The 25,341-nt window shown below is 69.6% G+C and carries 26 protein-coding genes; 11 read left to right on the plus strand and 15 right to left on the minus strand.

Annotated features, from left to right (window positions below; all coding sequences use genetic code 11):
- Both SGCZBJ_RS07700 and SGCZBJ_RS07705 read right to left on the minus strand, forming a co-directional pair.
- Positions 1-231, minus strand: a 231-nt coding sequence (locus SGCZBJ_RS07700; protein WP_133149211.1) for a hypothetical protein, incomplete at its 3' end; no start/stop codon positions are given.
- Between the two features lie 90 nt (positions 232-321).
- Positions 322-1,221: an SDR family oxidoreductase gene (locus SGCZBJ_RS07705; protein WP_101717444.1), complete on the minus strand. Its 900-nt coding sequence runs from the start codon at positions 1,219-1,221 to the stop codon at positions 322-324.
- Between the two features lie 128 nt (positions 1,222-1,349).
- Between SGCZBJ_RS07705 and SGCZBJ_RS07710 the strand changes: the two genes are divergently transcribed.
- Positions 1,350-1,529 carry a DUF3008 family protein gene (locus SGCZBJ_RS07710; RefSeq protein WP_101717445.1) on the plus strand — a complete coding sequence of 60 codons (180 nt, stop codon included), beginning with the start codon at positions 1,350-1,352 and terminating at the stop codon, positions 1,527-1,529.
- A 56-nt stretch (positions 1,530-1,585) separates the two neighbouring features.
- Here the strand turns inward: SGCZBJ_RS07710 and SGCZBJ_RS07715 are convergent, their stop codons facing one another.
- The 5 genes from SGCZBJ_RS07715 to SGCZBJ_RS07735 all read right to left on the minus strand — a co-directional run bounded on the left by SGCZBJ_RS07715 (position 1,586) and on the right by SGCZBJ_RS07735 (position 7,805).
- A complete protein-coding gene (locus SGCZBJ_RS07715) occupies positions 1,586-2,773 on the minus strand; it encodes a sensor histidine kinase (protein ID WP_133149212.1) in 1,188 nt (395 codons plus the stop codon).
- Between the two features lie 417 nt (positions 2,774-3,190).
- Positions 3,191-5,098 (minus strand): BCCT family transporter, encoded by a 1,908-nt coding sequence (locus SGCZBJ_RS07720; protein ID WP_101717447.1) that lies wholly within the window; start codon positions 5,096-5,098, stop codon positions 3,191-3,193.
- A 72-nt stretch (positions 5,099-5,170) separates the two neighbouring features.
- Positions 5,171-6,067, minus strand: coding sequence for an ankyrin repeat domain-containing protein (locus tag SGCZBJ_RS07725; protein ID WP_133149213.1), 897 nt, complete (start codon positions 6,065-6,067; stop codon positions 5,171-5,173).
- A 5-nt stretch (positions 6,068-6,072) separates the two neighbouring features.
- Positions 6,073-7,011, minus strand: a complete 939-nt coding sequence (locus SGCZBJ_RS07730) for a Tle-like phospholipase domain-containing protein (RefSeq protein WP_101717449.1) — start codon at positions 7,009-7,011, stop codon at positions 6,073-6,075.
- An 89-nt stretch (positions 7,012-7,100) separates the two neighbouring features.
- Positions 7,101-7,805: an ArsR/SmtB family transcription factor gene (locus tag SGCZBJ_RS07735; RefSeq protein WP_101717450.1), complete on the minus strand. Its 705-nt coding sequence runs from the start codon at positions 7,803-7,805 to the stop codon at positions 7,101-7,103.
- Positions 7,806-7,877: 72 nt separating this feature from the next.
- Here SGCZBJ_RS07735 and SGCZBJ_RS07740 point away from each other — a divergent pair, with 72 nt between their 5' ends.
- Positions 7,878-9,242: an MFS transporter gene (locus SGCZBJ_RS07740; RefSeq protein WP_101717451.1), complete on the plus strand. Its 1,365-nt coding sequence runs from the start codon at positions 7,878-7,880 to the stop codon at positions 9,240-9,242.
- Positions 9,243-9,390: 148 nt separating this feature from the next.
- On the opposite strand, the gene SGCZBJ_RS07745 is transcribed toward SGCZBJ_RS07740, so the two are convergent.
- Both SGCZBJ_RS07745 and SGCZBJ_RS07750 read right to left on the minus strand, forming a co-directional pair.
- Positions 9,391-9,711: an immunity protein YezG family protein gene (locus SGCZBJ_RS07745; RefSeq protein WP_101717452.1), complete on the minus strand. Its 321-nt coding sequence runs from the start codon at positions 9,709-9,711 to the stop codon at positions 9,391-9,393.
- Between the two features lie 31 nt (positions 9,712-9,742).
- Positions 9,743-10,882 carry a DNA/RNA non-specific endonuclease gene (locus SGCZBJ_RS07750; RefSeq protein WP_205685342.1) on the minus strand — a complete coding sequence of 380 codons (1,140 nt, stop codon included), beginning with the start codon at positions 10,880-10,882 and terminating at the stop codon, positions 9,743-9,745.
- Between the two features lie 156 nt (positions 10,883-11,038).
- Here SGCZBJ_RS07750 and SGCZBJ_RS07755 point away from each other — a divergent pair, with 156 nt between their 5' ends.
- The 3 genes from SGCZBJ_RS07755 to SGCZBJ_RS07765 all read left to right on the plus strand — a co-directional run bounded on the left by SGCZBJ_RS07755 (position 11,039) and on the right by SGCZBJ_RS07765 (position 14,069).
- Positions 11,039-12,769, plus strand: coding sequence for a VgrG-related protein (locus SGCZBJ_RS07755; protein ID WP_101717453.1), 1,731 nt, complete (start codon positions 11,039-11,041; stop codon positions 12,767-12,769).
- Positions 12,770-12,972: 203 nt separating this feature from the next.
- On the plus strand, positions 12,973-13,560 hold the full coding sequence (locus tag SGCZBJ_RS07760) for a hypothetical protein (RefSeq protein ID WP_101717454.1): 588 nt from the start codon (positions 12,973-12,975) through the stop codon (positions 13,558-13,560).
- Positions 13,557-14,069: a hypothetical protein gene (locus SGCZBJ_RS07765; protein ID WP_101717455.1), complete on the plus strand. Its 513-nt coding sequence runs from the start codon at positions 13,557-13,559 to the stop codon at positions 14,067-14,069. Before SGCZBJ_RS07760 ends, SGCZBJ_RS07765 begins: the two co-directional genes overlap by 4 nt.
- On the opposite strand, the gene SGCZBJ_RS07770 is transcribed toward SGCZBJ_RS07765, so the two are convergent.
- The 6 genes from SGCZBJ_RS07770 to sctU all read right to left on the minus strand — a co-directional run bounded on the left by SGCZBJ_RS07770 (position 14,066) and on the right by sctU (position 18,489).
- On the minus strand, positions 14,066-14,812 hold the full coding sequence (locus SGCZBJ_RS07770) for a DUF6683 family protein (protein ID WP_101717456.1): 747 nt from the start codon (positions 14,810-14,812) through the stop codon (positions 14,066-14,068). The genes SGCZBJ_RS07765 and SGCZBJ_RS07770 overlap by 4 nt on opposite strands.
- Positions 14,809-15,309, minus strand: coding sequence for a hypothetical protein (locus tag SGCZBJ_RS07775; protein WP_101717457.1), 501 nt, complete (start codon positions 15,307-15,309; stop codon positions 14,809-14,811). The genes SGCZBJ_RS07770 and SGCZBJ_RS07775 overlap by 4 nt, the downstream gene beginning before the upstream one ends.
- Before the next feature lie 70 nt (positions 15,310-15,379).
- Positions 15,380-16,144: a DUF6683 family protein gene (locus SGCZBJ_RS07780; protein ID WP_101717458.1), complete on the minus strand. Its 765-nt coding sequence runs from the start codon at positions 16,142-16,144 to the stop codon at positions 15,380-15,382.
- Positions 16,145-16,245: 101 nt separating this feature from the next.
- Positions 16,246-16,884 carry a hypothetical protein gene (locus SGCZBJ_RS07785; RefSeq protein WP_058348252.1) on the minus strand — a complete coding sequence of 213 codons (639 nt, stop codon included), beginning with the start codon at positions 16,882-16,884 and terminating at the stop codon, positions 16,246-16,248.
- Between the two features lie 93 nt (positions 16,885-16,977).
- Entirely contained in the window at positions 16,978-17,349 is a 372-nt protein-coding gene (gene fliO / locus SGCZBJ_RS07790; RefSeq protein ID WP_101717459.1) for a flagellar biosynthetic protein FliO, read from the minus strand.
- A gap of 12 nt (positions 17,350-17,361) precedes the next feature.
- Positions 17,362-18,489: a type III secretion system export apparatus subunit SctU gene (gene sctU, locus SGCZBJ_RS07795; RefSeq protein WP_101717460.1), complete on the minus strand. Its 1,128-nt coding sequence runs from the start codon at positions 18,487-18,489 to the stop codon at positions 17,362-17,364.
- 473 nt (positions 18,490-18,962) lie between these two features.
- Here sctU and SGCZBJ_RS07800 point away from each other — a divergent pair, with 473 nt between their 5' ends.
- From SGCZBJ_RS07800 to SGCZBJ_RS07825, 6 genes are read left to right on the plus strand one after another with little or no spacing between them, the layout of a single operon-like run.
- Positions 18,963-19,451, plus strand: coding sequence for a lytic transglycosylase domain-containing protein (locus tag SGCZBJ_RS07800; RefSeq protein WP_205685343.1), 489 nt, complete (start codon positions 18,963-18,965; stop codon positions 19,449-19,451).
- A gap of 13 nt (positions 19,452-19,464) precedes the next feature.
- Positions 19,465-21,474, plus strand: coding sequence for a flagellar biosynthesis protein FlhA (locus SGCZBJ_RS07805; RefSeq protein ID WP_101717462.1), 2,010 nt, complete (start codon positions 19,465-19,467; stop codon positions 21,472-21,474).
- 13 nt (positions 21,475-21,487) lie between these two features.
- On the plus strand, positions 21,488-23,389 hold the full coding sequence (sctC, locus tag SGCZBJ_RS07810) for a type III secretion system outer membrane ring subunit SctC (protein WP_101717463.1): 1,902 nt from the start codon (positions 21,488-21,490) through the stop codon (positions 23,387-23,389).
- 4 nt (positions 23,390-23,393) lie between these two features.
- On the plus strand, positions 23,394-24,572 hold the full coding sequence (locus tag SGCZBJ_RS07815; protein WP_101717464.1) for a SctD/MshK family protein: 1,179 nt from the start codon (positions 23,394-23,396) through the stop codon (positions 24,570-24,572).
- A 30-nt stretch (positions 24,573-24,602) separates the two neighbouring features.
- On the plus strand, positions 24,603-24,911 hold the full coding sequence (locus SGCZBJ_RS07820) for a hypothetical protein (RefSeq protein WP_101717465.1): 309 nt from the start codon (positions 24,603-24,605) through the stop codon (positions 24,909-24,911).
- Positions 24,912-24,935: 24 nt separating this feature from the next.
- Positions 24,936-25,337: a hypothetical protein gene (locus SGCZBJ_RS07825; protein ID WP_101712230.1), complete on the plus strand. Its 402-nt coding sequence runs from the start codon at positions 24,936-24,938 to the stop codon at positions 25,335-25,337.
- Positions 25,338-25,341: the final 4 nt, after the last annotated feature.

The following is a 25,341-nucleotide window of genomic DNA, read 5'->3' on the forward strand; positions in this document are numbered from 1 at the left end:
CAGCCCCGTCTCCCACAGCGCCCAGACAACGGTCAGCGCAAAGATGACGAAGTAGACGATCGCGCCGGCCGGCTTCAGTCGAGCGACCAGCACGCCCGCGATCAGCAGGCCGATCCCGGCCAGGACGTAGTAGGGCGATCCGCCCAGAACGGCGAGCCACGCTCCGCCTGCGCCCAGCACCAGACCGATCAGCACCAGGAGAGCGCCCAGCAGGCGAACCAAGACCGACATGCATCTCTCCACCGAAGCTCGGTGCGACAACACCGGCGGGGGAGGGGACGTTCCGTGGCTGGGCCTTCAACCTCCGGGCCGTGTGTGACGTCAGGCGATGCCGGCGCCGCCGGTCACGCCATAGACCTCGCCGGTCGTGAAGCTGGCCTCCTGCGAGGCCAGCAGCACGTAGACCGGCGCGATCTCGACCGGCTGGCCGGGGCGACCGAACTGGCTGTGCTCGCCGAAATGCTGGACCTTCTCCTGGGTCTGGCCGCCGCTGGGCTGCAGCACCGTCCAGAACGGGCCGGGCGCGACGGCGTTGACCCGCACGCCGTCCTTAATCAGCTGCTTAGCCAGAGCCTTGGTGAAGGCGACGATGCCGGCCTTGGTGGTGGCGTAGTCCAAGAGGTTCTCGGATGGTTCATAGGCCTGGATCGAGGCGGTGTTGATCACCGCCGCCCCCGGCCGCAGGTGAGGCCGCGCCGCCTGAGTGATCCAGAACATGGCGTACAGATTGGTCTTCAGCGTGTGGTCGAACTGCTCGCTGTCGATGGCGGCGATGTCGGGACGGCTGACCTGCTTGCCGGCGTTGTTGACCAGGATGTCGAGCCCGCCCAGGCCCTCTACCGCCTTGGCCACGAGTTCGCGGCAGAAGGCCTCGTCCTTGATGTCGCCTGGCAGGGCGACAGCCTTGCGACCCTCGGCCTCGATCAGCGCAATGACCTCGCGCGCGTCGGTTTCCTCGCTCGGCAGATAGCCGATCGCCACGTCGGCGCCCTCGCGGGCATAGGCGATAGCGGCGGCGCGGCCGATGCCGGAGTCGGCGCCGGTGATCAGCGCCTTGCGGCCGACCAGCTTGCCTGAGCCGCGATAGCTTTCCTCGCCGTGGTCGGGTCTGGGATGCATCTTGGCGGCAAGGCCCGGCGCCGGCTGCGGCTGGGCTGGGAAGGGCGGCTTGGGATACTGCTCGCGCGGGTCCTGCATGCGCAGGCGATCGTCTTGGCTCATGACCGTCTCCAGGGTGTGCGCATCAACGGGGCGGTCAGCGACGGTGTTCCGCTGGACGAGCGATCGGTTTCTCTGAACCTTGGCGGGATCGAAGGGCGTTGAGAGGGGATCAATCCACGGAGGTCGCCATGCCCGCCAAGTCAGCCGCCCAGCAGAAAGCCGCCGGAGCCGCCCTGTCTGCCAAGCGTGGCGACACGCCCAAGAGCAAGCTCAAGGGCGCGTCCAAGTCGATGTTGTCGATGAGTGAGAAGCAGCTTGAAGAGTTCGCCCATACTGAGCGCAAGGGCAAGCCAGAGCACGCAAACTGATCCTCGCCGCAGTTTGGCGCACGGCGCAGAACAAGACAGGGGGGGCTTCAGGACGCTTAGCGCATCAATCTCAAAGGTTCGAATGGAAATCTGATGTCGTAGGCCGTGCCCGGTGGTCCGGACCTTTCGAGCTGGCCGTGCAGTTGTTGCACGAGCGAACGCACCAGCCGGGTTCCGCCGCCTTGGCGACTTGAAGCCGGATCGAAGCCGACCCCGTCGTCGGCGACAGCCAGGTGAAGCTTTCCAAGCGCGTCCAGATCGAAGGCGACGGTGATCAAGCCGGCACGCTCATCCGGGAAGGCGTATTTGAGAGCGTTCTCCACCAGCTCGTTGACGATAAGGCCTATCGGCACGGCCATGATCGAGCCGATGTTGATCCTGGCGACATCGACCCGCAAAGCGACAGGGCGAACCCCGATGACGCCGTCGCGCAAGTCGTCGCAGATCGAACAAATATAGTCGCGGGCGCAGATGGCGGTCGCTTCGTTGGACAGGTGCAGGCGGCTGTAGAGCCTGCCCAGAACTCCGATGCGGCCGCTCGCCTCTTTCACGGCGCGCTGCGCGTCGGGATCGGTGATCTCACGAAAGGATAGATGGAGGAGACCGTTTACCGAGGCCAAGTGGTTCTTGACCCGATGATTGATGTCCTCGATCAGCAGCTTGTTGAAGTCGTTTGCGCGTTCCAGCGCCAGACTTATCCTAGCTAGGCGTTCGGCAGTGGAACGCAACGCCTCGACCGTCACGGCCAGGAAAAGACCGATCAGCACATAGAGCGCCAGAGGCAGGGCGTCCCTAGGGTTCGGCATTTCGAACGAGCCGACGGTTGGGACGAAAAAATACCAGGCCATCCCAGCGCTCAGCAGCACGGCGAAGACCCCGGTACCGCGATCGAACAGCGCCGAGATCAGGATGATCGCCGGAAAGAACAGCAGGAATGGAAACCCGCCCATATAGGGCGCGGCCGCTACGCGAAGCGCGAAGAAAAGCAGGATGATAGCGGTGGCCAGCAAATAACGCAGCGCCACCGGGGCGGCGCGTAGCGGCGCCGAGACGCGGAAGATTGTTTCCAGCTTCAAAGGCGATGATCTCTGAAACGATGTCTGGCGATCAGGATGGGCGCGTGTGGGATCAATATGCGCCCGTTGCTCGATTGGACAGCCAATGTAGCGGATCTCGTAGCCGACGACGGTAGAAGTATTGGCGCGAGCCTTGGGAACAGGCCATGCGCGTCCGGCGGCGTCCACGGATATCCAGGCGAAGTCGTATGTAGAGACGTATGTATAGCTTGGCAATGGTGTGTTAAGTAATTGAATAAATGGGGAAAATGGAAATCTAGGCTAGGACTCCGTCTCCGCCATCCCCCTTCCAGAAGCAGCGATTTTCGCCCGACGGCGCCGTCGGCGCGCTTTGCCATGTCTGACGTTCAGGCAACGGTAATGCCTGCCAAAACATTGTAGTTGCTAGGAAATACCTTCCGGCGGAAGTGGTTCGTCAGTGCTTGTCGACGGGATTGTCGCTTGTCGCCCCCGCTCTGGCTTCCGAACCGCATGCGGTTCGGAAGCAGGACCGACGGACCCCCGCCGATGCGAGTCGCCGTCCGCGCCGCGGGGGATTCGCGGCGGCGACTCGGATTCGCGGCGGCGAATCTCCTGGGGGGGCGCCTAGGCCATCCGCCAGCGTTGCAGGTGGTCCAGCACGTCGCTGACCAGTTGGTCCTGCGTGAAGCCCGTCACGTCCCGGGGTTTTGCGACGTCGGCCGAATGGGCCATCAGCCGCCATTCCAGCGCCCGGCGGCCCTCGGGCGCGTCGAGCGCGGTAAGGGCGGGGCGCGGTCGTGAGCGGGCGGCCAGCCGGTAATGGAACAGCTTGCCGCCTTCGCCGACCGAGGCGGTCAGGGCCAGGCCGTCGTCGTCCCTGGCCAGGCTGGCGGTCAAGCCCTCGGCCTCCAGCCCGGCGCGGACGCCCTCCAGCGCCGGAACGCCGGTGCGCTCGATCTGCCGCAGGATCTCGCGCCGGCTGGCGGGCGAGAGAATCCGCTTCAGCTGCTCGGCCAGAGGCGGCGTCTCGGTGTCGATGGTGCGGCCGGCGACATCGGCGTTCATCTGTCGCACCAGGCCGATCGACAGCAGGATCATGATCACAGCGAAGGGCAGGGCGGCCACCAGGGTGGCGGCCTGCAGCGCGCCCAGCCCGCCGGCCAGCAGCAGTACGGCGGCCACCAGGCCCAGCAGGACGCACCAGTACATCCGCTGCCAGCGCGGCGTGTCGTCGGCCCCGCCCGAGGCCATGGTGTCGATCACCAGCGCCCCGGAGTCGGCCGAGGTGACGAAGAACACCGCCACCAGCAGGATCGCCAGGGCCGAGGTGAAGGTCGTGCCCGGCAGTTGCTCGAAGAAATGGAACAGCGCCGTCGACAGGTCGGCGGTCACGGCCCGCGAAATGGCCCCGGCCGCCTGGCCCATGTCCAGGCTGATGGCGGTGTTGCCGAAGACCGTCATCCACAGGAAGGTGAAGCCCGCCGGGACCAGCAGCACGTTGAGCACGAACTCGCGCACCGTGCGCCCGCGCGAGATGCGGGCGATGAACATGCCCACGAACGGCGACCAGGCGATCCACCAGGCCCAGTAGAATAGCGTCCAGTCCGCCATCCAGGCCCGCGGCTCGTAGGCGTAGAGGGTGAAGGTGCGGCGGATGAAGTGGTCCAGATAGAAGCCGAAGTTCTGCACCAGGGCCTTCAGCAGGAAACCGGTCGGGCCGATCGCCAGCACGAACAGCATCAGCAGGATGGCCAGGATGAGGTTCAGCTCGGACAGCCGCCGCACGCCCTTGCCGACACCGCTCATCATCGAGGCGGTGGCCGCGGCCATGACCACGGCGATCAGGATCACTTGCACCCAGGCGGTGTTGGGGATGCCCAGAAGGTAGCTCAGACCGCTGTTCATCTGCGCCACGCCGAAGCCCAGCGAGGTGGCGATGCCGAAGGCCGTGCCCCAGATGGCGAAGATGTCGACCGCGTCGCCGATCGGACCATTGATCCGCTTGCCTAGCAGCGGCGACAGGCCGGACCGCAGGGTCAGGGGCAGGCCTTTGCGGTGGGCGAAGAAGGCCAGGCTCAGCCCCACCACTGCATAGATCGCCCAGGCGTGGACGCCGTAGTGGGTAAAGGTGATGACCATCGCCTCGCGCGCGGCCTCGAAGCTGCGCGGCTCGACCTCGGGCGGGTTTATGTAGTGCTGGATCGGCTCGGCGACGCCGAAATACATCAGGCCGATGCCCATGCCCGCCGCGAACAGCATGGCCAGCCACGAGACGTAGGGAAAGTCCGGCTCGGAGTCGTCGGGGCCCAGTTTCAGCGCGCCCGTGGGGCCCAGCGCCAGGAACAGGACCAGTCCCAGGAAGCCGGCGACGGCGGCGACGTAGAACCAGCTGAAGGTGTCGATCACCCAGGCCTGGGCGGTTTTGAAGACGCGGTCGGAGAAGTCCGGAGCGGCGACGGCGAAGACGAGAAGCAGCCCGATGATCAGGCTGGCGCCCCAGAACACACGAGGGTTCATCTTGGTGGTCAGCATCCCCAACCTTAACGGCGGAGGGCCGATCGCGCCACCCGTGGGGCCTGGCGGTGTTGCGAACGCGGTTCGCGCTCAGCGCGGCCGCTTGTCGCCGTTCTCGGTCCAGAAGCGCCGCATGCGGTCGGTGATCTCTGTCGGGGGCGGGGTCTTCCAGCCGGCGGCGCGGGCTTGCGCCGGGGGCCAGGCGCCGGTCAGGACCAGGCGGCGGGTCTCTTTCGCGTCGGGCCCGCCGGGGATGGCCCAGCCTGCCTTCTTCAGGGCCTCGATCACGCGCGGACGGGCGGCCTGCTCCTCGGGGTCGCCGGGGCGCATGGGTCCGGCCAGCACCGTCCCGACCGTCTCGCCATTGCTGCCCACCGCCCACGGATCGGCGCCCTTTTCCAGCAAGAGCTCGGCGATGCGGAAGTTCTGCTGCTCCACCGCCAACCGCATGGGCGTGGCGCCGGTGGCGTCATGGTCGTTGATCCTGGCGCCATGTTGCAGGAGCAGGCGCACCGCGCCCAGCGAGTTGAGGCCGATCACGGCCTTCAGCGGCCAGTAGGTCTCGCGCCGCTGCGGGCTGGCCCCGGCTTGCAGGAGTTGGGTGGCGAAGCTCGGGTCGGTGGCGCGCAAGGCCAGGCTCAGCGGGACGGCGTTTGCGGCCCCGCCGGGCGGGACGCCGAGATCCAGCAGGGTCGCGACCATCGGCTTGTCGCAGCGGGCGATGGCCAGACTCAAGAGATCGCCGTTGGGCCCGCCACGCGTGGTCTTCAGCGCCGGATCGGCGCGCAGGCGGCGCTGGGCCTCGCCGACATCGCCCTTCAGCACGGCCGACATAAGGTCGCGCCCGGCCTGGCCATGGTCGGCGGCGGCCAGGGCGGCGCGGCTGTCGGGCAGGGCGGTTCCGCCCACGAAACACGAGGCGAGCGCGGCGTCCGTCATCATCACCATCGAGGCCGCCAGGGCGGCGATTGCTGCGGGGCGGTTCACGAGCCTCAGTTGGCCGTGGCGCGATAGGCCGCGTCAAGGCTGGACGACAGCCAGGCCTGGCCGTGCAGGTCGCCCAGCGAGGCGTCGCCCGCCGACTGCCCCTCGGGCCCGACCGGCGTCAGCACGTGCCGCTCGCCATAGGCCGGCGGGGCGTCGGCCAGCAGGCCGCCGAGGATCGCGCCGGGGATGCCGCCGAGCAGCCCGCCCAGGCCGGCGCCCAGCCAGCGGTCGCCGCCATCCTGCACGCGACTGAGCGGATCGCCGTCCAGGTAGTAGGCGTCGACCTGCGGAGCCGCCGCGCCGCCGGCCCGGGCGGCCTCTAGCGTGTCCTCGTGCAGACCCGCGGCGTTGAAGGTGTCGGCCGGCAGGCCCGAGGCCACCGCCGCCGCCGAAGCCAGGCCCCCGCCCAGCGAGTGGCCGGTCAGGGTGACGTCCTCGCCGGCCGTGCGCAGGCGCTCGCCGATCACTAGGGCCTTGTCGTAGTGGCCGGAATCCAGCCCGAGGCCCTGCTGGAAATTGTTGCGCCAGTCCTCGGCGTTCTGGCTGCCGCGGAAGGCCACGACATAGTCGCCCTGGGCGTCGACATAGATCCGGGCGCGGAAGCTCGAGCCCGGCTCCTCCAGGTCGGTGGCGTCCAGGCCCAGGCGGGCCAGGTCGTCGGCGCCGGCGACTTCCCAGCCCGGCGGCGGGTTGGGGGTGTCGTTATAGACGTCGGCGGCCAGGGCCATGTGCACCCGGGCTTCGGCCAGCTCGGCCGACTGGCCGCCGCCGGCCGCCACGGCCGAGATCCGCACGTCGGCCTGGGCCGTGGTCGCGATCGCCGGGCGCGAGGCGGGCGCATCCCACTCGGCCGCGACCCGGGCGTCGACGGCGACCCGCGCGCCGGCGCTGGTGTCGAAGCGCTCGCTCGCCGCGCTGATCCCCGATCCGCCCTCGATACGCATGGCCTGTCCCTCGGCGTCCTCGTCAGGATTGCGATGCTGCGCGCGACGATAGGGAGGGGATAGTTGGGGAATTCCCTAGTGCGGGCGCGTCAGGCCGCCACGCGACCGTCGTCGTCTAGGCTGACGCCCAGCAGGTCGCGTAGCGCGGCCGCGCCATCCGGCGTCAGTCGCACCGCCCGGCCCTTGGTTTCCAGCGCCAGCCAGCCCCGCTGGCTCATCGCCGCCAGCAGCTTCACGCCCAGCGGACCGGCCAAGTGATGTCGGCGCTCGGTCCAATCCAGGCACCGGCGGGCGACGCCGCGCGGGGAGGCGAGGGCGGCGACCTCGATCCCCAGCTCGCCGAACCAGGCCCGGCCCTGGTCCGGGATCGCGTAGAGCTTGTCGTCGGCCGGGGTCAGCAGGCCGCGCTCCACCAGGGCGTCGGCGACCCTGACCCCCAGGCGTCCGGCCAAGTGGCCGTAGCAGCAGCGGGCCTCGCGCAGGGCGCGGGCCTTGGGAGAGCGGGGAACCTCCAGCGAACGCACCGGCTTGGCGATCGCCGACAGCGCCTCGATGGCGTGCGCCACCTCCGCCGAGGCCAGGCGGTAATAGCGGTGGCGCCCCTCGCGCTCGACGCTGAGCAGTCCGCCCTCGACCAGCTTGGACAGGTGGTTGCTGGCCGCCTGGGCGCTGACGCCCGCCGCCCAGGCCAGAGCCCCGGCCGGCTGGGCGCGGCCGTCCTGCAGCGCCTGCAGCATGGCGGCGCGGACCGGGTCGCCGATCAGGGCGGCGGGGCTGGCGATATTGGCGTCCATGAGGCCACTCTACCCTGATCGCCGGCGCAATGGTTCATCGGTGCGTGTAGCATCCGGCGACGCGGACGGCGCATGACGAGGCCCATGAGCACCCAACCCTCCCGCCTGCCGCTGATCACCGCCGCCGCCAGCTTCGGCTTCCTGGTCACCCAGCTGGACGTGACCATCGTCAATGTCGCCCTGGATGCGATCGGCGACGCGTTCGGCGCGCCTACCGCCCAGTTGCAATGGGTGGTCGACGCCTATGTTCTGGCGCTGGCGGCCATGCTGCTGTCTGCCGGGGCGATCGGCGACCGGGTCGGCCCCAAGCGGGCCTTCCTGGCCGGGCTCGTGCTGTTCGGTGCGGCCTCGGCGGCCTGCGGGTTCGCCACTGGGCCCCTGGGCCTGATCCTGGCCCGTGTCGCGCAAGGCGCGGCCGGGGCGCTGCTGATCCCGCCGTCCCTGGCCCTGATCGCCCACGCCGCCCATGGCGACGACCGCCGGCGCGCGGCCGCGGTCGGATGGTGGACGGCCGCCGGTGGAGTGTCGATCGCCGCCGGACCGGTGCTGGGCGGCCTGCTGGTCGAGACCTTGGGCTGGCGCTGGGTGTTCTTCGTCAATCTGCCGCTCTGCGCGATCGGCGCGGTGCTGGCCCTGCTGGTCGCGCCGGCGACCCCGGCCAAGCCGAAGGTCCCGTTCGACCTGCCGGGACAGGGCCTGGCGGTGGCGGCCGTCACCCTGCTGGTCGGCGGCCTGATCGAGGGCGGTCATCGCGGCTGGGGCGGCGCGCCGCTGGCGGCCTTGGTCGCCGGCCTGGTCCTGGCCTTCGCCTTCGTGGTGTTCGAGTGTCACGCCCGCCATCCGGCAATGCCGCTGTCGGTGTTCCGAAGCCGACCGGCCTGGAGCGCGGTGGTGGTCGGCTCGGCCCTGAACTTCACCTATTACGGCCTGATCTTCGTGCTCGGCCTCTACATGCTGCGCACCCTGCACTGGTCGCCGGGCAAGGCGGGCCTGGCCTTCCTGCCGCTGACGGCCACCTTCATCGTTTCCAACCTGGCCAGCGGATCCCTGGTCGAAGGCTTCGGCGCCCGGACCGTCACGAGCGGCGGGGTGCTGATCGCCGCCTGCGGCTACGCCCTGACCGCGCAGCTGGGACCGGCCAGCGGCGTGCTCGACATGCTGCCGGGCTTTGCTTTGATTCCCGGCGGCATGGGCTTGGCGATCCCAGCCCTGACCAGCGGCCTGTTGGCCAATGTCGACCGTCACGACGCGGGCGCCGCCTCGGGCGTGCTCAACGCCTGCCGCCAGGTCGGCGGCGCGGCCGGGGTGGCAATCTTCGGGGCGCTAGCCGGGGCGGGGATCGCCACGGGGCTGCGGACCTCGGCGATCGTGGCGACGGTGATGCTGGTGGCGGCTGCGGGGGTCTTGCTGGCGCCGGGGCGCAGGCTCCCTCACTAACGCCCGTCATTCCCGCCCTTGTGGCGGGAAACTCTGTTTCCGCTCGCATATGCAGCGCCGGCGGATCGCTGGCGATCCGCTCCATCTGCTTTTGCGGCTGACAGAGAGGTTCCCGCCACAAGGGCGGGAATGACTGTAGGTAAAAGGGTTACGCCGCCGCGTAGTCGTACTTGAGGTCGAACGCGCCGTCCGACGTCAGCGAGAACACCGCCTTCGACCACGGCTCGTGGGCGCTGGACGCCATCAGGCGGTGCAGGTTGCGCAGCGCCTTCGACACCGAATAGTCCAGCTTGCGGACGTCCAAGTCGGCCACGCCGCCGGCGGCCTTGGTGTAGTCGCCGGTCAGGCCCACCGAGCCGTCGACGACGTCGATGTTCAGGCGGATCTCCGACCAGGGCTCGGCCACGCTGTCGGCCAGGGCCTGGCCGACGTGGCGGTAGATGCCTTCGGGGCTGTCGATGTCGGCCATGGAATCCTCCGGGAGGCGGTCGCGAGAGATTTTAGTCGTTGAAGAAGGTTCGGGTCGAGGGCTTGCCGTCGATGACGTACTCCACCCTGAACGCGTCGGGCCGCTTGGAGTCGCCCTCGAACACCGCCTTGATGTCGACGTCGACCTGCTTGCCCTCCTTCAGGGCGGCGGCCCACTCGTTCTCCATCACCTTCCAGCCGCTCTTGTTCAGCGTGCCGTCCATGGCGTGGTAGTTGATCTGCTCGCCGGGGCCGTTGAAGATCGCCGCGATCAGGTGGCCGCCCTCGTCGCCGTCGACCCCGTCCTTGATCCCGCCTTCCTGGCCCGCCTTGGCCTGCTGGTAGCCGTTGCGATCGGCGTGCTTGAGATCCAGCGTCCCGGTCACTTGCTCGACGCGCCCGCTGGCGTCGGTGGAATAGGTGTAGCGGCCGCTGACCACATAGTCGGTGTTGGGCGCCAGCTCGCCGTTCAGCTTGGCGTTCCAGCCGCCCTTGGCGCCTTGCTCAAGGTCGACGCGGGGGCGGGCGGAGAGGGCCTCGTCCAGCTTGCGGCTGGCGGTCTCCAGCGTCTGGCGAGCGCTGTCGGGCAGCTTGTCCAGCGGCAGGGCGTCGATGGCGCCCTTCAGCTTTTCGAGCGCCGGCTTGGCGGCGGCGGCGAAGGCGCTGTCGACCTTGGCCAGATCGGCGGCCTTGCTCACCGTCTCGGCCCACTTGCCGAGCTTGCCCAGCTTGGCCGCGTCGCCGATGTAGGGAACCATGCTGACGGCCGAGAGGCCCGCGCCCAGGAAGTCGCCGCGGAACAGCGAGATCACCCCGTTGACGCCGTCCGAGATCGGGGTCGGGTCGAACAGGCCCGCCACGTCCAGGGCCATCTGGCCAAGGTCGAGGATCAGTTCCTGCTTCTGGGCCGCCGTGGCCGCGTCCATGTCGTCGGCCAGGCGCTTCTGGTCGGCAGGCGACAGGTCGGCCTCGATCTCAACCCGCAGGCTCTGGGCCTTGGCGGGATCGGACCTGGCGATCTCGGAAAGTTGGCCGGCCAGTTCGCTGGTGTTCAGCTGTCCGCCGGTGCGGCTGGCCGCCACCAGGCCGGAAGCCTCGCTGGAGACGCCGGCGGCGCTGGATGCGACGCGACTGGAAGCCCCGATGGACTCGGCTGCGTTCAGTCCGGACATGGATGCCTCCGTTGCGCCTCGACTGGCGCGACGATGGCCGGGGGCAGGGGGCGTCGATAGCTGGGGGCGTCCCTAGCTAGGGATAACCCTAGTTATGCGGGCGGCGGGCCGGGAATAGCGTCTTCCTCAGGAAAGCGTCCGTACCAGGAGTGCCCGATGACCGCCGTGTCCCTCAACACCCAGTCATCCGTTTCAAGCTCTGGCGGTGGACGCTCCAGCGACTATGTCGTCCAGTCGGGCGACACCCTGTCGGCCATCGCCGACAAGCACGGCGTCTCGCTGGACGCGCTGATCCGCGCCAATCCGCAGATCACCAATCCCAACGTCATCCGGCCCGGCCAGGAAGTGACCGTGCCGACGGGGGCGGCGGCCGAGCCGCGCAGCTACACCGTCGAGGCGGGCGACAACCTCTCCAGCATCGGCGCCGAGTTCGGCGTCTCCTGGCAGGCGCTCGCCCAGGCCAACCGGTTGTCGAACCCCAACCTGATCAATGTCGGCCAGGACCTGCTGATCCCCGGCGGCGGGGCTGCGGCGCGTCCGGCGCCGGCCACGACCGACGCGGTCCCCACCTCGCCGACCGCCACGGGTCAGGCGACCGGCGTGCTGCCCTCGACCCAGCGCATGAGCGAGGCTCAGAAGTACGAGCTCTATTCGGGTTACGTGAACGCCTATGGCGACGCCCAGGCCAAGGCCGATCTCGCCGCCGGCAAGCAGGTGATCCTGGGCCTGCGCACCGAGACCAGCCTGAACGCCAACGGCGGCAAGGGCGCCTATGACGACCGGATCGTCGTCCTGCAGAAGGGCGGCAAGGTCCAGGAGTTCGCGGCCAACACCGAACCCTCGGCCCAGTACGACGGCCGCTATGGTTCCGACTTCAACGGCGACGGCCGCAAGGAGCTGGGCCGGATCGCCGAGGGCACGGTCACCTTCCAGAAGAGCACGAGCTCCAGCCTGGGCGACGTGCTGCGTCCGACCGAAAGCCACGCTATCCAGCGCGACACCAATCACGACGGCCGGATCGACGACAACGACGCCAAGGGCAAGGGCGTCAGCACCGACAACTCGTTCCTGTTCCACGCCGGCGGCAACAGCAACACCGGCTCGGCCGGCTGCCAGACGCTGAAGCCCGGCGACTTCCAGGCGTTCTGGAACGGCCTGGGCGGCCAGAAGGCCTTCAACTACGTGCTCGTCAACGTCGACAGGCAAGGACCGCCCGGCGGGACGACCGCGACGACGCAGACTTCCACCACGAGCGACGCGCGCATCGGCGCCCTGTCGGAGCAGTACGAGACCGGCGGCCGCGGGCCCGGCACGGTGTCGAGCGGCGCGGGCGACCCCGGCGGCGTCTCCTACGGCACCTATCAATTGGCGGGCAATCGCGGCCGGCCGCAGCAGTTCCTGGCCGCCGAGGGCCGCCAGTGGGCCGCCGAGTTCGGCGGCGCCTCGCCCGGCTCGGCCAGCTTCACCGCCACCTGGAAGGCGATCGCCGTCCGCGAGCCGGAAAAGTTCGAGGCCGCCCAGCACGACTACATCCAGCGCACCCACTATCAGGTTCAGCTCGACACGGTCAGCAACGCCACGGGGCTGGACCTGTCGACCCGCTCGGCGGCGATCCGCGACGTGGTCTGGTCCACCTCGGTGCAGCACGGGCCCGAGACCGGCGCCATCGTCAAGGCGATGGCCAGGGTGGAGGGGCAGGGGCTCTCGCCGGCCGACGGCAAGGCCTATGACCGCGCCCTGATCAACGCCATCTACGACGAGCGCGGCAAGCGCAACGACGCCGGCCAGCTGGCCTATTTCACCAGCGCCTCGGCCGCCGTGCAGGTCTCGGTCGCCAACCGCTTCGCCAGCGAACGCCAGGACGCCCTGGCCATGCTGGGCCAATGAGAACCGTCGCGGCGGGCCGGCGTTGAACAGACGCAAGGCCCGCTCCGGATCACCCGACGATGAAGTTTGCTCCCCCAACCCTCATCGCCCTCGCGCTGGCCGTTGCCGGTTGTGAGCGACCGGCGGCGGCCGATCCCCCCCTACCCATGGCCGCCGCCGGCACCGCTGAAGCGCCTAAGCAAGGACCGGCGGGAAAGTATGTGATGAGCGGGCAGCGTCGCGGCCTGCTGACCCTGACGCCCAAGGGCGACACCTGGCGCGTCAGCCTGTCTGGCGGGGCCTTGTCCGACGGCGCGGCGACGGCGGCCGACTGCGAACTCGAGGCCGAGGGGGCGCTGAAGGACGGCCGCATCGAGGCGCGGGTCGTGCCCTTCGAAGGAACGAACATCAGCCTCAGCGCCGCCGACCTGGCGGCGCGGCCCGCGACGGCGCGGGTGACCCTCAACGCGGAGACGGCCAGCGTGAGCACGGACTTCCAGGGCTGCGGCGTCGGCGCGGATCTTTCCGGCCGCTATGTGCGCCAGGCGCCGGGCGCGATCTCGGAAGGCGACCGCGTGGCCGACCTGTCGGCCGCCCTGCCGGACGCGCGGCTGACCATCCTGGACGGCTATCCCTGGGCCCGCTTCGCGATCGAGCGCGGCGGCAAGCGCTTGGCCGTCGTGCAGTTCGACGGCGAGAACGAGGAGCTGGCCGATGGCCGCAACAGCCAGCAGGCCATCGGCGCCCAGGTCGGCTGGAGCGCGCTGAAGCCGGCCTTGCGGGTCGTCAAGGTCGAGGGAGCCGCGTCGTGATCCGTCCCGTCGAGCGCGCCTCGGGCGCCGACCTTTCCACCTGGACTCCGTCGACCACGGCGGCGCGGGCCGGCGTCGCCCGCCTGGCGATCGAAGCCATGGCGACCGTCGCCGGCGCGGCCTTGGTCGATCCGCTGCGCGGCGGCGATCGCGGCCAGGCCGCCGCCTTTGTCTGGGCCGAGCACGGTCAGTCGAGCATGGCCCAGGTGGGGGCGGATCTGCGGATCCTGGCGGCCCAGAGCGGCCAGTCGGTGGCCGGCCGGCTGTCGGCGACCTCGCCGGTGGACGCCGGCCGTATCGAGCGGGTGCTGGCCGACTTCGCCCGCGAACTGCGCGCCCAGGCCGCCGACAAGCCGCACCTGACGCCTTCGGCCATCGTCGAGCCGCTGTTGCGCTCGGTCGCCGCCGGCCTGCAGCGCGAACCGGCGCCCGGCGCGGCGCGCAGCGATGTCGTCGAGCAGTTCGTGCGGATCATCGACGGTGCAACTGCGGAGTTGAAAGCGGTTTAGCCCTTGGCGAAGCCGCGCTCGGTCAGCCGCAGCCGGCGCAGGTCGACGCCCATCTCGCCCTTGAAGCGGGCCACCGCGGCGTCGCCCAGTCGCTGCAGGGCGGCTTGGTCGCCCCGCTTCAGCGCGTCCACATAGGCCGCCTGCTGGACCAGGAAGTTCAGCATCAGCACCTCGGCGAACTCCTGGCGCTGGGCTTCGCTCAGGCGGGCATAGGCCGGATTGGAGGTCATGATCGCCCGCACCTGGTCGCGCACCGCCAGGGTCTGGACGCGGTTGTTGTCGCCGCGATTGGCGATCATCCAGTTCAGCACCCAGTAGCCGGCCAGAGCGTCGGCGGCGTCGCCAGGGCGAAGGCCGTCGGCGGCGACCAGCTGGGCCCAGTTGCGCACCGGATCGCGCGCCTGCATGGCGGCGGCGACCTTGCGGCCGCCTTCCGGGCCGGTCTGGCGGGTCATGTGCTGGGCGAACTGCGCGCGGACCTTGGCGCTGACCTGCGGCGAGGGGCGATAGGCGGTCGACACCGTCTGGCCCGCCGCGGCCCTGCGCGCCGTCGTGGCCCTGGGCCTGGCCGGGCTGTTACCCCGGATGCCCAGATTCCGCTCGCGCAGGTCGTCCATCACCGTGCGGTGCATCTCTTGCAGCATCAGGCCTTCGAATGGGGCGGGGATGTCCTGCGAGAAGGCGGGCGAGGCCAGGGCGAGGTACAGAGTCAGCGCGATGGCGACCGTCGGGCGGGCGCTCAAGCCTTGGGCTCCGGCGTCGCCCCGCCGTCGTCGGTGCGGGTCAGGTTGGCCAGGGCGGCGGCTGGGCGATCGAGCTTGTTGTGGACCGCCAGGGTCACGTCCATCCAGGCCTGGCCGCGCATCTGGCTCCACCACTCGTCGTGGACGGCGGCCTGGAAGTCGCCGTTGACCCGCTCCGAGCGGGTCTCGACCACGGGATCGGCCACGGTGTCGGCCGTGTCCTCCACGACACCCACCGTGTCGTCGACCGCGCCGCCGACGCCGTCCAGCAGGCCGCCCAGGCCCTTGGCCAGCAGCGCGCCTTCCAGCGCGCCGCGCTGGGCGGGCGGCAGGCCTTTCAAGGCTTGGGCGGTGTCGGCCGGACCGGCGGCGGCGAAGGCGGCGGCGTCCACCTCGCCGGTGCGCGCGAAGCGATCGACGGCGTCGTCCAGACGGCTCGGGCGCGGCGCGGGGGCAGTGGCGGCGCGAGCGGCGGCGGAAGGGTCTTGCACGATCATGGCCGGGGCCTCCTCAAGTGCAGCCTGCGCCGGGCCCTTCGCCGCCGCTATTGGGGTTTTCCCGAGGTCCTCAGCGCACGAAGCCGGCCTCGGTCAGCTTCAGCTGCCGCAGGTCGATGCTCATCTCGTTGCGGAAGCGGGCCACGGCGGCCTCCGACAGCTGGCGGCTCAGCGTGGTGTTCTTCTTGGCGTTAGCGTCGGAGAAGGCCGAGCCCTGGGCCACGAAGTTCAGCATGAACACCTCGGCCATCTCCTGCTTGCCGGCGTCGTCGAGGCGGGCGAAGGCGGGGTTCGAGCCCAGGGCCTGCGAGACTTGGCCGCGCACGCCCTGAACCTGGGCGCGGTTGGCGAAGGGCACGTTGTTGGCGATCTGCCAGTTCTGCACCCAGTAGGCGGTCATGGCGTCGGCCACGTCGCCGCGCCGCAGGCCGTCGACCGCGACGTGCTTTTCCCAGGCGCCCAGCAGGTCTTTCTGCTGCACGGTCTGGCGCAGGCGGTCGCCGTTTGCCGGATCGCGCTTGGCGACGAAGTCGGCGAACTGGCCGCGCACGCGGCTCGAGACGGCGGGCGAGGGGCGGTAGCGGGTGTTGGCCGCCGCGGCGCTGCGCTGCTGGGCCGAAAGGCCGGCGCCGGGCGCGGGCCGGGCGGTCGTGGAGCGCGTGCGGCCGCCGCGCTGCACCGTCGAGCCCAGCACGTTGTTCATCTGGCCCACCGACATCATCGACGAGCCGAAGTCCATGTACTGGGTGCCGATGCTGGAGAAGTCCTGCGCCGCGGCCGGCAGGCCGATCATCAGGGCGATGGCGCTGAGCGCGGGAACGAGGCGGCGGTTCATCCGGTGTGCTCCACTGTTTTTCCAACCCTGACGTGCAATATTGACAAGAAAACGACAGGCGGCCAGATGGCCGCCTGCCTTTTCTACTATCGAGCTTAAGCTTAACCCTTGCGGGCGAGGGTCGAGCCGGCTTCGCCGATGGACTTGATCGAGTTGTTCAGGGCCTGGCTGACCATGTTCATCTCCTGGCCCAGGGCCTGGATCTCGGCGGTCAGCTGGCCGTACTTGGAGTCCTTGGAGTCCAGGCCGCCCAGTTCGTCGGTCTTGGCCTTCATCTGACCCATCTTGCCGTCCATCACCTTGCCGAGAGCCTTGGCGAGGGCGACCAGGAAGCTGTCGCCCTTGGTCGACTTGCCTTCGCCGCCGTCGCGGACGCTTTCCAGGATCGAGTTGGTCCAGCTCTGGGCCACGTCCTCGGCGGTGCGTTGCAGGTCGCCCTGCTCGGCCGGGCTGAAGCCGAAGGTGTCGGCCGCGCCCTGGACCGCTTCGGTCAGGCTCTGGGCCGCGCCGCCCGGATTGCCGCTGGCGGCCTGGAAGACGCCCTGGGCCAGGTCGATCACGCCCTGCGGCAAGCCCAGTTGCTGGCCGACCTGCTGGATCACCTGGCTGGCGACCGAGCTGATGATCTGCTGGAAGATCGACTGGAAGGCCAGCGAGGTGCCGCCGGTGAGCGCCGCCAGGGCGACGGTGCTGAACAGGCTGCCGATGTTGAGACCGCCGCCGCTGAAGATGCCGGACATGTTTCGAACTCCGCGATTTGAAATCTTGCTGTCCTCGGTCCCGCGTTCATCGCTGCGACCTGACGCCGCAAGACAACCATCGCGGGTCGATCGTCAGTAGTCGGGTCGTTCCCTAGCTAGGGTTTTCCCTATCAGCCGGCGCAGGGCGGCCGAGGGCTGGGCCGCGCGCATCCGGGCCTCGTCGGCGGCGCGGGCCTCGGCGGCGATCTCTTCGGGCGAGCGGGTCCGGCGGTCCAGCACGGTGATCTGGCCGGCGGTGACCCCCAGCAGGAACACCTCGTCGCGATAGGCCACCAGGGTCAGCCGCTCGCGCTGGCCCACGGGCAGGGCCCGCAGGTAGCGGATCTGGTCGTCGCTGGCGGGCCCCGCCTGAACCCGCTTGAGCAGCTTCAGCGAGAAGAAGGCCAGGCCCAGCACGATGGCCAGGGCGATGGCGACGGTCAGCAGGTCGAGGATGGCGCTCACGTCGGCTCCAGGTCAGGGCAGGGGCGGGAAGGTCGGGCCGGGCGGCGGCCCTTCCGGCGGTTCTTCGGAGGCGGCCCTGGTCTGCTCGTCCTTCAGCCGGCGGGCCCAGAGGATCACCTCGGCCACGGCGGCGAACAGGTCCTGGGGCACGATGTCGTCGATGGCGGCCTTGTCGCGCAGGGCGCGGGCCAGCTCGACATTGCGGATGATCGGAACGCCGGCTTCCTCGGCCGCCTCGCGCATGGTCTGGGCGATCGGTCCCTCGCCCTTGCCCAGCAGCACCGGGGCGGCGTGTTCGGCCGGGTCGTAGGCCAGGGCGCAGGCGATGTGGGTGGGGTTGACCACCAGCACCGAGGCGTCGCGCGCGGCCTGGGCGGCGTTCTGTTGCGCCCACTCCTGGTGCAGTTGGCGCCTATGGGCCTTCACGTGCGGATCGCCCTCGGAATCCTTCATCTCCTGGCGGATGTCGCGCCGGCTCATCTGCATTTTCTTGGTGAAGCTGTGGCGCTGGTAGGCCAGGTCCAGCAGCGACACGAAGACGAACAGCACCACCGTCCCGGCCAGCAGCTTGAACGTCAGCCCGCCATAGGCCGACAGCGCCCCGTCGGCCTCGCCGGCCGGCAGGGCCATCAGCTGGTCGAACGACAGCGCCACGACGATCCAGGTGAACACGCCCAGCAGCAGGGTCTTGGCCAGCGACTTGGCCACCTCGAACAGATTGTCGAGGCTGAACATTCGCTTGAGCCCCTCGCCGGGGTTCATGTGCGACATCTTCGGGCTCATTTTCTCGAAGGTGAAGACCGGGCCCACCTGGCCGAACTCGGCCAGCATGCCGAAGATCGCCACGGGCGCGAAGGTGATCGCCGTCAGCAGCACGAAGGCCTTGCCGGCGGCCGCGCCGGCGATCGGCCAGGCCTCGGCGAAGGGCCGGTCCATCACCGCGAACACCTCGTCGAAGAGGCCGCCCAGCCGGTCGAAGGCGAAGCCCGCCGTCATCGCCCCCAGCAGCAGCCACACCCCCAGCACCGCGGTCGAGGTCAGGTCCTTGGACTTGGGAACATCGCCCTTCTTGCGGGCGTCCGATAGCCGCTTGGGTGTCGGCTTCTCGGTCTTGTCCCCGCCGTCGTTTTTCTCAGCCATAGCGTGTGTTCTGGAGCGTCACGATGAACGTCGGGCGTTCGCCGACCGGTGAGATGCCGACAATGGCGCCAATCGTGGCCAAAAAGCGGCGAGCTTAGCCATAGTAGTTGTTAAGCTGAGCTATAGAATTTGTTGTCTGGTAAGCAGTATACTGAGTATGAAAATTGTTTTAACTCCGAGGTTGACAGGATTGATGCGCCAAAGTTAGCTTTTGAATGGGTAGTATGCACAGGCGGGGCGCTGCATAGAGGGATAAATTTATGCGCAAATTCCGCGTAGTGGCGTCGAGCGTGTGTTTAATATTATTTTCTTCAAGTCCAGTGTTCGCATATGAATGCGTGACTGCCGACGGCTTGAAGTTCAGCAGCGCTCTCCCGATCAATGAAAAGTTCTCGCTGGCGCGCATAGATTGCGTTGAAGAAACACAACCGACGGGGGTGTCGGAACAGCTTCGTCTCTATGACAGCCCACAGGTGGCGACCGCCGTTATCTCGGCTGGACGTATCGCCCCGGCGCCGGTCGTCATCGCCAGGGGCGCCCGCGGAACGGCCCTCTACGCGCCGCTGGTGGCCGCCGCCGGCCGCGACTTCGACATTGATCCGGACCTGCTGCAGGCGGTCATGCACGTGGAATCGCGAGCCAATCCGGGGGCGATCTCGCCCAAGGGCGCGCGGGGCCTGATGCAGATCATGCCGGCCACCGCCAAGCGCTTCGGCGTGCGCGACCCGGCGGTCGAGCTGGGCGACCCGATGGTCAACATCCGCACCGGCGCTGCCTACCTCAAGACCCTGCAGGGCCACTTCGGCAACGATCTGGAGCTGGTGCTCGCGGCCTACAACGCCGGCGAGGGGGCCGTCATGAAGTACGGCCGCAAGATCCCGCCCTATCGCGAGACGCAAGGGTACGTCGCCAGCGTCCTCGACCGCTATCGCGGCCTCGTTTCAGCCCGCGGCGGCTTCTGAGGACCCATTCCCCATGAGCGTCGAAGGCTATCTCAAGCGCCTGCAAAGGCGTCCGCGCCAAGGCGTCATGGCGCGTTTCAGCGACCTTTTCCTGGTGGCCGGCGTCGTGGCGATCGTCGCCCTGATGATCCTGCCGCTGCCGGCCCTGGCGCTCGACGCCCTGGTGGCGGTCAACATCTGCTTCGGCGTCATGCTGCTGCTGATCGCCATCTACATCTCGACGATCGTCGAGTTCTCGGTGTTCCCGAGCCTCCTGCTGATCACCACGCTCTACCGGCTGGCGCTGTCGATCGCCACGACCCGGATGATCCTGATCGAGGGCCACGCCGGGCACATCATCGACACCTTCGGGACCATGGTCGCCGGCGGCAACCTGGTGGTCGGCCTGGTGGTGTTCCTGATCATTACCGTCGTGCAGTTCATCGTCATCGCGAAGGGCGCCGAGCGGGTGGCCGAGGTGGCCGCGCGCTTCAGCCTCGACGCCATGCCGGGCAAGCAGCTGTCGATCGACAGCGACCTGCGCTCGGGCATGATCGACAAGGACGAGGCCAAGCGCCGCCGGCGCGTGCTGGAGATGGAGAGCAAGCTCCACGGCAGTCTCGACGGCGCGATGAAGTTCGTCAAAGGCGACGCCATCGCCAGCATCATCATCGTGGTCATCAACCTCTTGGGCGGCCTGGCCATCGGCATGCTGCAACAGGGCCTCGACTTCGGCTCGGCGATCCACAAGTACTCGATCCTGACCATCGGCGACGGCATGGTCACCCAGATCCCGGCGCTGCTGGGCGCCATGGCCGCCGGCCTGATCGTCACCCGCACCACCGACGAGGACAGCGAGACCCATCTGGGCGACGCCATGCGCCGGCAGTTCGCGGCCAAGCCCCGCGTGTTCCTGGTGGCCGGCGGCATCTGCTGGCTGATGGCCCTGGTGCCCGGCTTCCCGGTGATCGTGTTTCTACTGCTGGGCGGCGTGGCCATCGTCACCGGCGCCCTGGTCGACGCCGACATGCGCGCCCGCCTGACCCGCAAGATCGCGCCGGGCCGCGCCGCCGCCGATGAGGCCAAGGCCTCGCCCGCCGCCGCCCGCACCAAGGCCACCGAGACCCAGCCCGTGGTGCCGCTGCTGCTGGAACTCGACGGCGAGGCCGTGCGCCGCCACGAGGCCGCCGTCATGACCCGGGGCCTGGAGGAGGTGCTGGAAGAGTTCGAGCTGCGCCTGGGCGTGGCCCTGCCGCGCGCCTCGTTCCACTACGGCGAGGGCGCAGGCGGCCCGCGCTGGCGGCTGCTGGCCTTCGAGGCCCCGATCGGCGCCGGCGAACTGGCCCATCCGGCTGACCTCTCCGAATTGCAAGACGCTGTGCGCCAGGCCCTGCGCCGCAACGCCGGCCTGTTCGTCGGCATCCAGGAGGCCAGCAACCTCCTGACCCGCGCCGGGGCTGAATATCCCGAGGTGGTCAAGGAAGCCGCCCGCGCCCTGCCTCTGGCCCGTATCGCCGAGGTCATGCGCCGCCTGGCCGAGGAAGAGGTGCCGCTGCGCAATCAGCGCGACATCCTCGAGGCCCTGGCCGACGCCGGTCAGCGCGAGAAGGATCCGCTGGCCCTGACCGAGTTCGCCCGCGTCGCCCTGCGCCGCCAGATCAGCCACCGCTACGCTCCCGACGGCGAACTTCGCGCGGTGGTGCTGGAGCCGGCGCTTGAACAGCACCTGCGCGAGGCCATCCGCACCGGCGGCGGCGCCCAGCAGCTGGCGCTGGATCCCGAGATGAGCCGCCGTGTCACCGACGCCCTGCTGGCCAAGGTCGAGGAGACCGGCGCCACCGTCGTCCTGGCCGCGATCGACCTGCGCCGGCACGTGCGCAAGCTGATCGAGGCCCACGCCTTCGACCTGGGCGTCCTGTCCTTCCACGAACTGCTGCCGACCCTGCGGCTGGACGTGGCCGGCCGCGTGGCCTTCCCGCGCGAGCCCCTGACCGTAGTGCCCAACGATCCCGACCCGCCGCCGCCCGAGTCCGCGGCCGCCTGAACCCGGAGACAGAATGTCGCTTCCGAAGGATAGAACTGCTGTTCGCCGCGCCGCCCGGATGGGCGTGGCCGCGGCGGTCGCCGCCGCCCTGGCCGCGACGGCGCCCCAGGTCCAGGCTGGCGAGGTCCCGCTGGGCGCGCGCAGCGTCGACCTGACCGCGCGCGAACAGCCGATCGCCCAGTTCCTGCAGAACTTCTACAACCAGATCGGCGTGCCGGTGGTGATCTCCTCGCAGGTCACCGGCACCATCAACGGCGTGTTCCGCGGCCCGGCCGCCAAGATCGACGCCGACATCGCCAAGGCCTTCGACCTCGTCACCTATTACGACGGCGGTGCGGCCTATGTTTACACCGCCGCCCAGCTGTCCAGCCGCAGCTTCCCGATCTCGGGCTCGGCCTCGCGGCGGGTCGACCGGGCCGCGCGGCAGCTTGGCCTGCTCGACAATCGCAACACCCTGCGCGCCACCGGCGACATGCTGGTGGCCACAGGCGCGCCGCGCTTCCTGCAACAGGTCGACGAGCTGGCGCGGGGCGGGGTGCAGGCCGAGGCGGTCTCGCCGACCTTGCAGTACCGGGTCTTCTACCTGCGCTACGGCTGGGCCGACGACGTGAACCTGACCGTGGGCGCCAAGCAGGTGACCATTCCGGGCGTGGCCTCGATCATCCGCTCGCTGGTCAGTTCCGACCTCAACGAGCGGGCCGGGGCTGCCGCCCGCAGCGAGACCCCGATCCCCGCCGCCGTCCAGGGCCTGCGCGGCCAAGGCCTGGCGACGCTGGGCACGCCCAACGCCGGCGGCGCCTTCTACGGCGGCCAGGAGACCCTGGGCACGCCGCTGGCCAACGAGCAGACCGGCGTCTACTCGCCGCAGAACCCGATCCGGGTGCAGGCCGACAGCCGCCTCAACGCCGTCATCGTCCGGGACGTGGCCGAGCGCATGTCGGCCTACGAGGAACTGGTCCGCGCCCTCGATGTCGAGCCGCAGCTGCTCGAGGTCGAGGCGGCGATCATCGACATCGACACCACCAAGGCCCGCGACCTGGGCGTCAATTGGCGCTTCGACGACGGCAACGGCGGCATCCAGTTCGGCCGCGGCCCCGACGCGCCAGCCGGCCTGGAGGATGGCAATCTGGTGCGCGGCAACACCTCGCCCAAGTCGGCGACGGGCCTCGTCGCCTCGACGATCATCGGCAACGGCGACTACTTCGCCGCCCGCCTCAACGCCCTGGAGACGGAAGGCGTCGCCCGCGTCGTCTCGCGGCCGCAGATCGTGACGCTGTCGAACGTCGAGGCGGTGTTCGAGAACAGCCGCGACTTCTATGTCCGCCTGGCCGGCGAGCGCGACGTGGACCTCTTCAATGTCACCGCCGGCACCACCCTGCGCGTCACCCCGCACGTCACCCGCGACGGGACCCAGACCCGGATCCGCATGCTGGTGACCATCGAGGACGGCTCGCTGACCAACGCCAGCGTCGACAACATCCCCGTCGTCCGCCGCGCCGCGCTCAACACCCAGGCCCTGATCCAGGAAGGGCAAAGCCTTTTGCTGGGCGGCATGACCGTGCAGTCCGACACCACCGGCGCGCAGAAGATCCCGGTGCTGGGCAACATCCCGGTGCTGGGCAACCTGTTCAAGGTGCAGTCGCGCAGCAGCGGCCGCATCGAGCGGATGTTCCTGATCACCCCGCGCCTGGCCTCGGTCGCCGCGCCGCGCTCCACCACCCAGGCGGGCCTGCGCTACGACGCGCCCGCATCCGGGTTCGAGAACGCGCCGCTGCCGGCCGCTCCCAAGCTGCCGTCCGATCGCAAGCCGCCGCCGAAGTCGGCCCCGCGCGGACCCGCCCAGCCGCTGCCGCCCGCGCCGCCCCCGGCGCAGGAACCCTACGGCACGATGAAACCCATCCCCAATCCGAGCTAGGCCCATGACCGATCAAGCCCTGCTGTCCGACGAACCGACCGAAATCCCCGCCGCCACGCCGTCCGAGGCGCTGGTCGTCAAGGTGCTGTGCGGCCGCGTCGCCGGCGCCGTCCTGCCGCTGCCGGCCGGCGAAAGCGCCGAGCTCGGCCACGGCTTCGACGCCGACATCGTCCTGCGCGACCCCAGCGCCAGGGGCGTCCGTGTCCGCCTGACCGCCGGCGAGGAGTCCGCCGAGATCGAGGTCGTGTCCGGCCAGGTCGAGATGCTCGGCCACCGGCTGGAGGCCCCGGCCCGGGCGGTGCTGCCCTGCTACGTGCCGCTGATCGTCGGCGACAACGCCCTGGCCCTCGGCGTCGAGGAAAGCCCCCGCTGGCGCGAGGCCGAGCGCCTCTTGGCGGCCTCGGGCCCTGCCGAGCCCGTCGCGCCGGCGGTGGAGGAGGGCGACCTCTTCGAGGACGGCCGCAGCCTGCTGCGCCGCACGCTCGATCGCGGCGTCCAGGTGGTCGGCTCCACGCCGCATCTCGTGCCGGCCCTGGTGTTCGGCGCGGCCCTGGCCTGCGTCACCTACGCGGTGGCCAACGTGCCCCGCTTCGGCGGCCAGGAGGCCAGCCCCTCCAAGGTCCACGCCCTGCTGCGCCAGGAGGGCTACGGCGCCCTGGCCGTACAGCCCGAGGCCAACGGCAAGCTGGTCATCGCCGGGGTGCTGAACCGCGACGCCGAGAAGGCGCGCCTGGCTCGCCTGGTCAGTTCGCGCGAGCTGCCCGCCCGGGTCGAGGTCGTCACCAGCGAGGGCCTGGCCCAGAATGTCGAGGACGTCTTCCAGGCCAACGGCCTGGCCGCCACCGCCCGTCCGAACGGCCTGGGCCGCGTGCGGGTGCAGGTCACCGGTCCGTCGGACGAGGTGGCCAAGGTCGAGAAGATCGCCCTGCACGACGTCAAGGGCCTGCGCGACCTCGACGTCGCCCGCGCCGCCGGCGGCGACCGCTTCGGCGCGGTGTTCGACCAGGGCCCCGGCAAGCGCGTCGTGGCGGTGGTCGGCGGCGAGGCCGGCTACGTCGCCACCGCCGACGGCGCCCGCTACTTCGCCGGCTCCACACTGCCCACTGGCGACCGCATCGTCGGCGTCGAGAGCCAGGCCGTCGTCGTCGAGAAGGACGGCGCCACCACCCGCCTGATGTTCTGAAAATCCAACCCGATAAGAGGAGAAGCGACCATGTCCGACAGCAGCATTTCCGGCTTCAGCAGCGCCTCCGTCGCGCCCAGCCTGGCCGGCTCCAACAACAAGAACCGCCCCGGCAGCTGGTTCGAGGCGATGGCGCATGCGTGGGGCCAGGTGCTCGACGCCCAGGCCGTGAAGATCACCGAACTGTCCGACCAGATCGGCCCCGGCGGCGAGGACAAGCCCTCGGTCATGGCCCAGCTGACCGCCGAGAGCCTGCGCATGAACTTCATGGCCAACTCGGAGTCCACCTCGGTCGACAGCGTCGGCCGCGCCCTCGAAACCATGGCCCGCAAGAACTAAGCGCGTCTTTCAGGAGAGGACGCCATGTCCTTCGATCCCGTTTCGGCCGCCGCCCTGGCCATGCCCCAGGAAGCCGCGCCGCAGGTGGCCCAGGTCGGCTACGGCGCCAGCCTCACCGACGCCGTCCAGTTCCAGAACGCCCTGCACACCGCCGGCGCCTCGCAGGTGGCGGGGCTCGGCGGTCCCGAGGCCCTGGCCCCGGCCATGAAGGGCGTCTTCAACCAGCTGGAGTTCGTCAACAGCCAGGCCTCGAACCTGGCCGCCCACGCCAAGGCAGCCGAGGCCAAGGGCGCGGCGATCACGCCCGGCGAGATGATCGGCCTGACCGTCCAGTGCCACGAGTTCATGTTCAACTGCCAGCTGACCTCGAACATCGCCAACCGCACGTCCGACGGCCTGCAGCAGCTGTTCCGGCAGCAAGCCTAGGGTG

This window comes from Caulobacter zeae, from assembly GCF_002858925.1.
Lineage (GTDB): Bacteria > Pseudomonadota > Alphaproteobacteria > Caulobacterales > Caulobacteraceae > Caulobacter > Caulobacter zeae.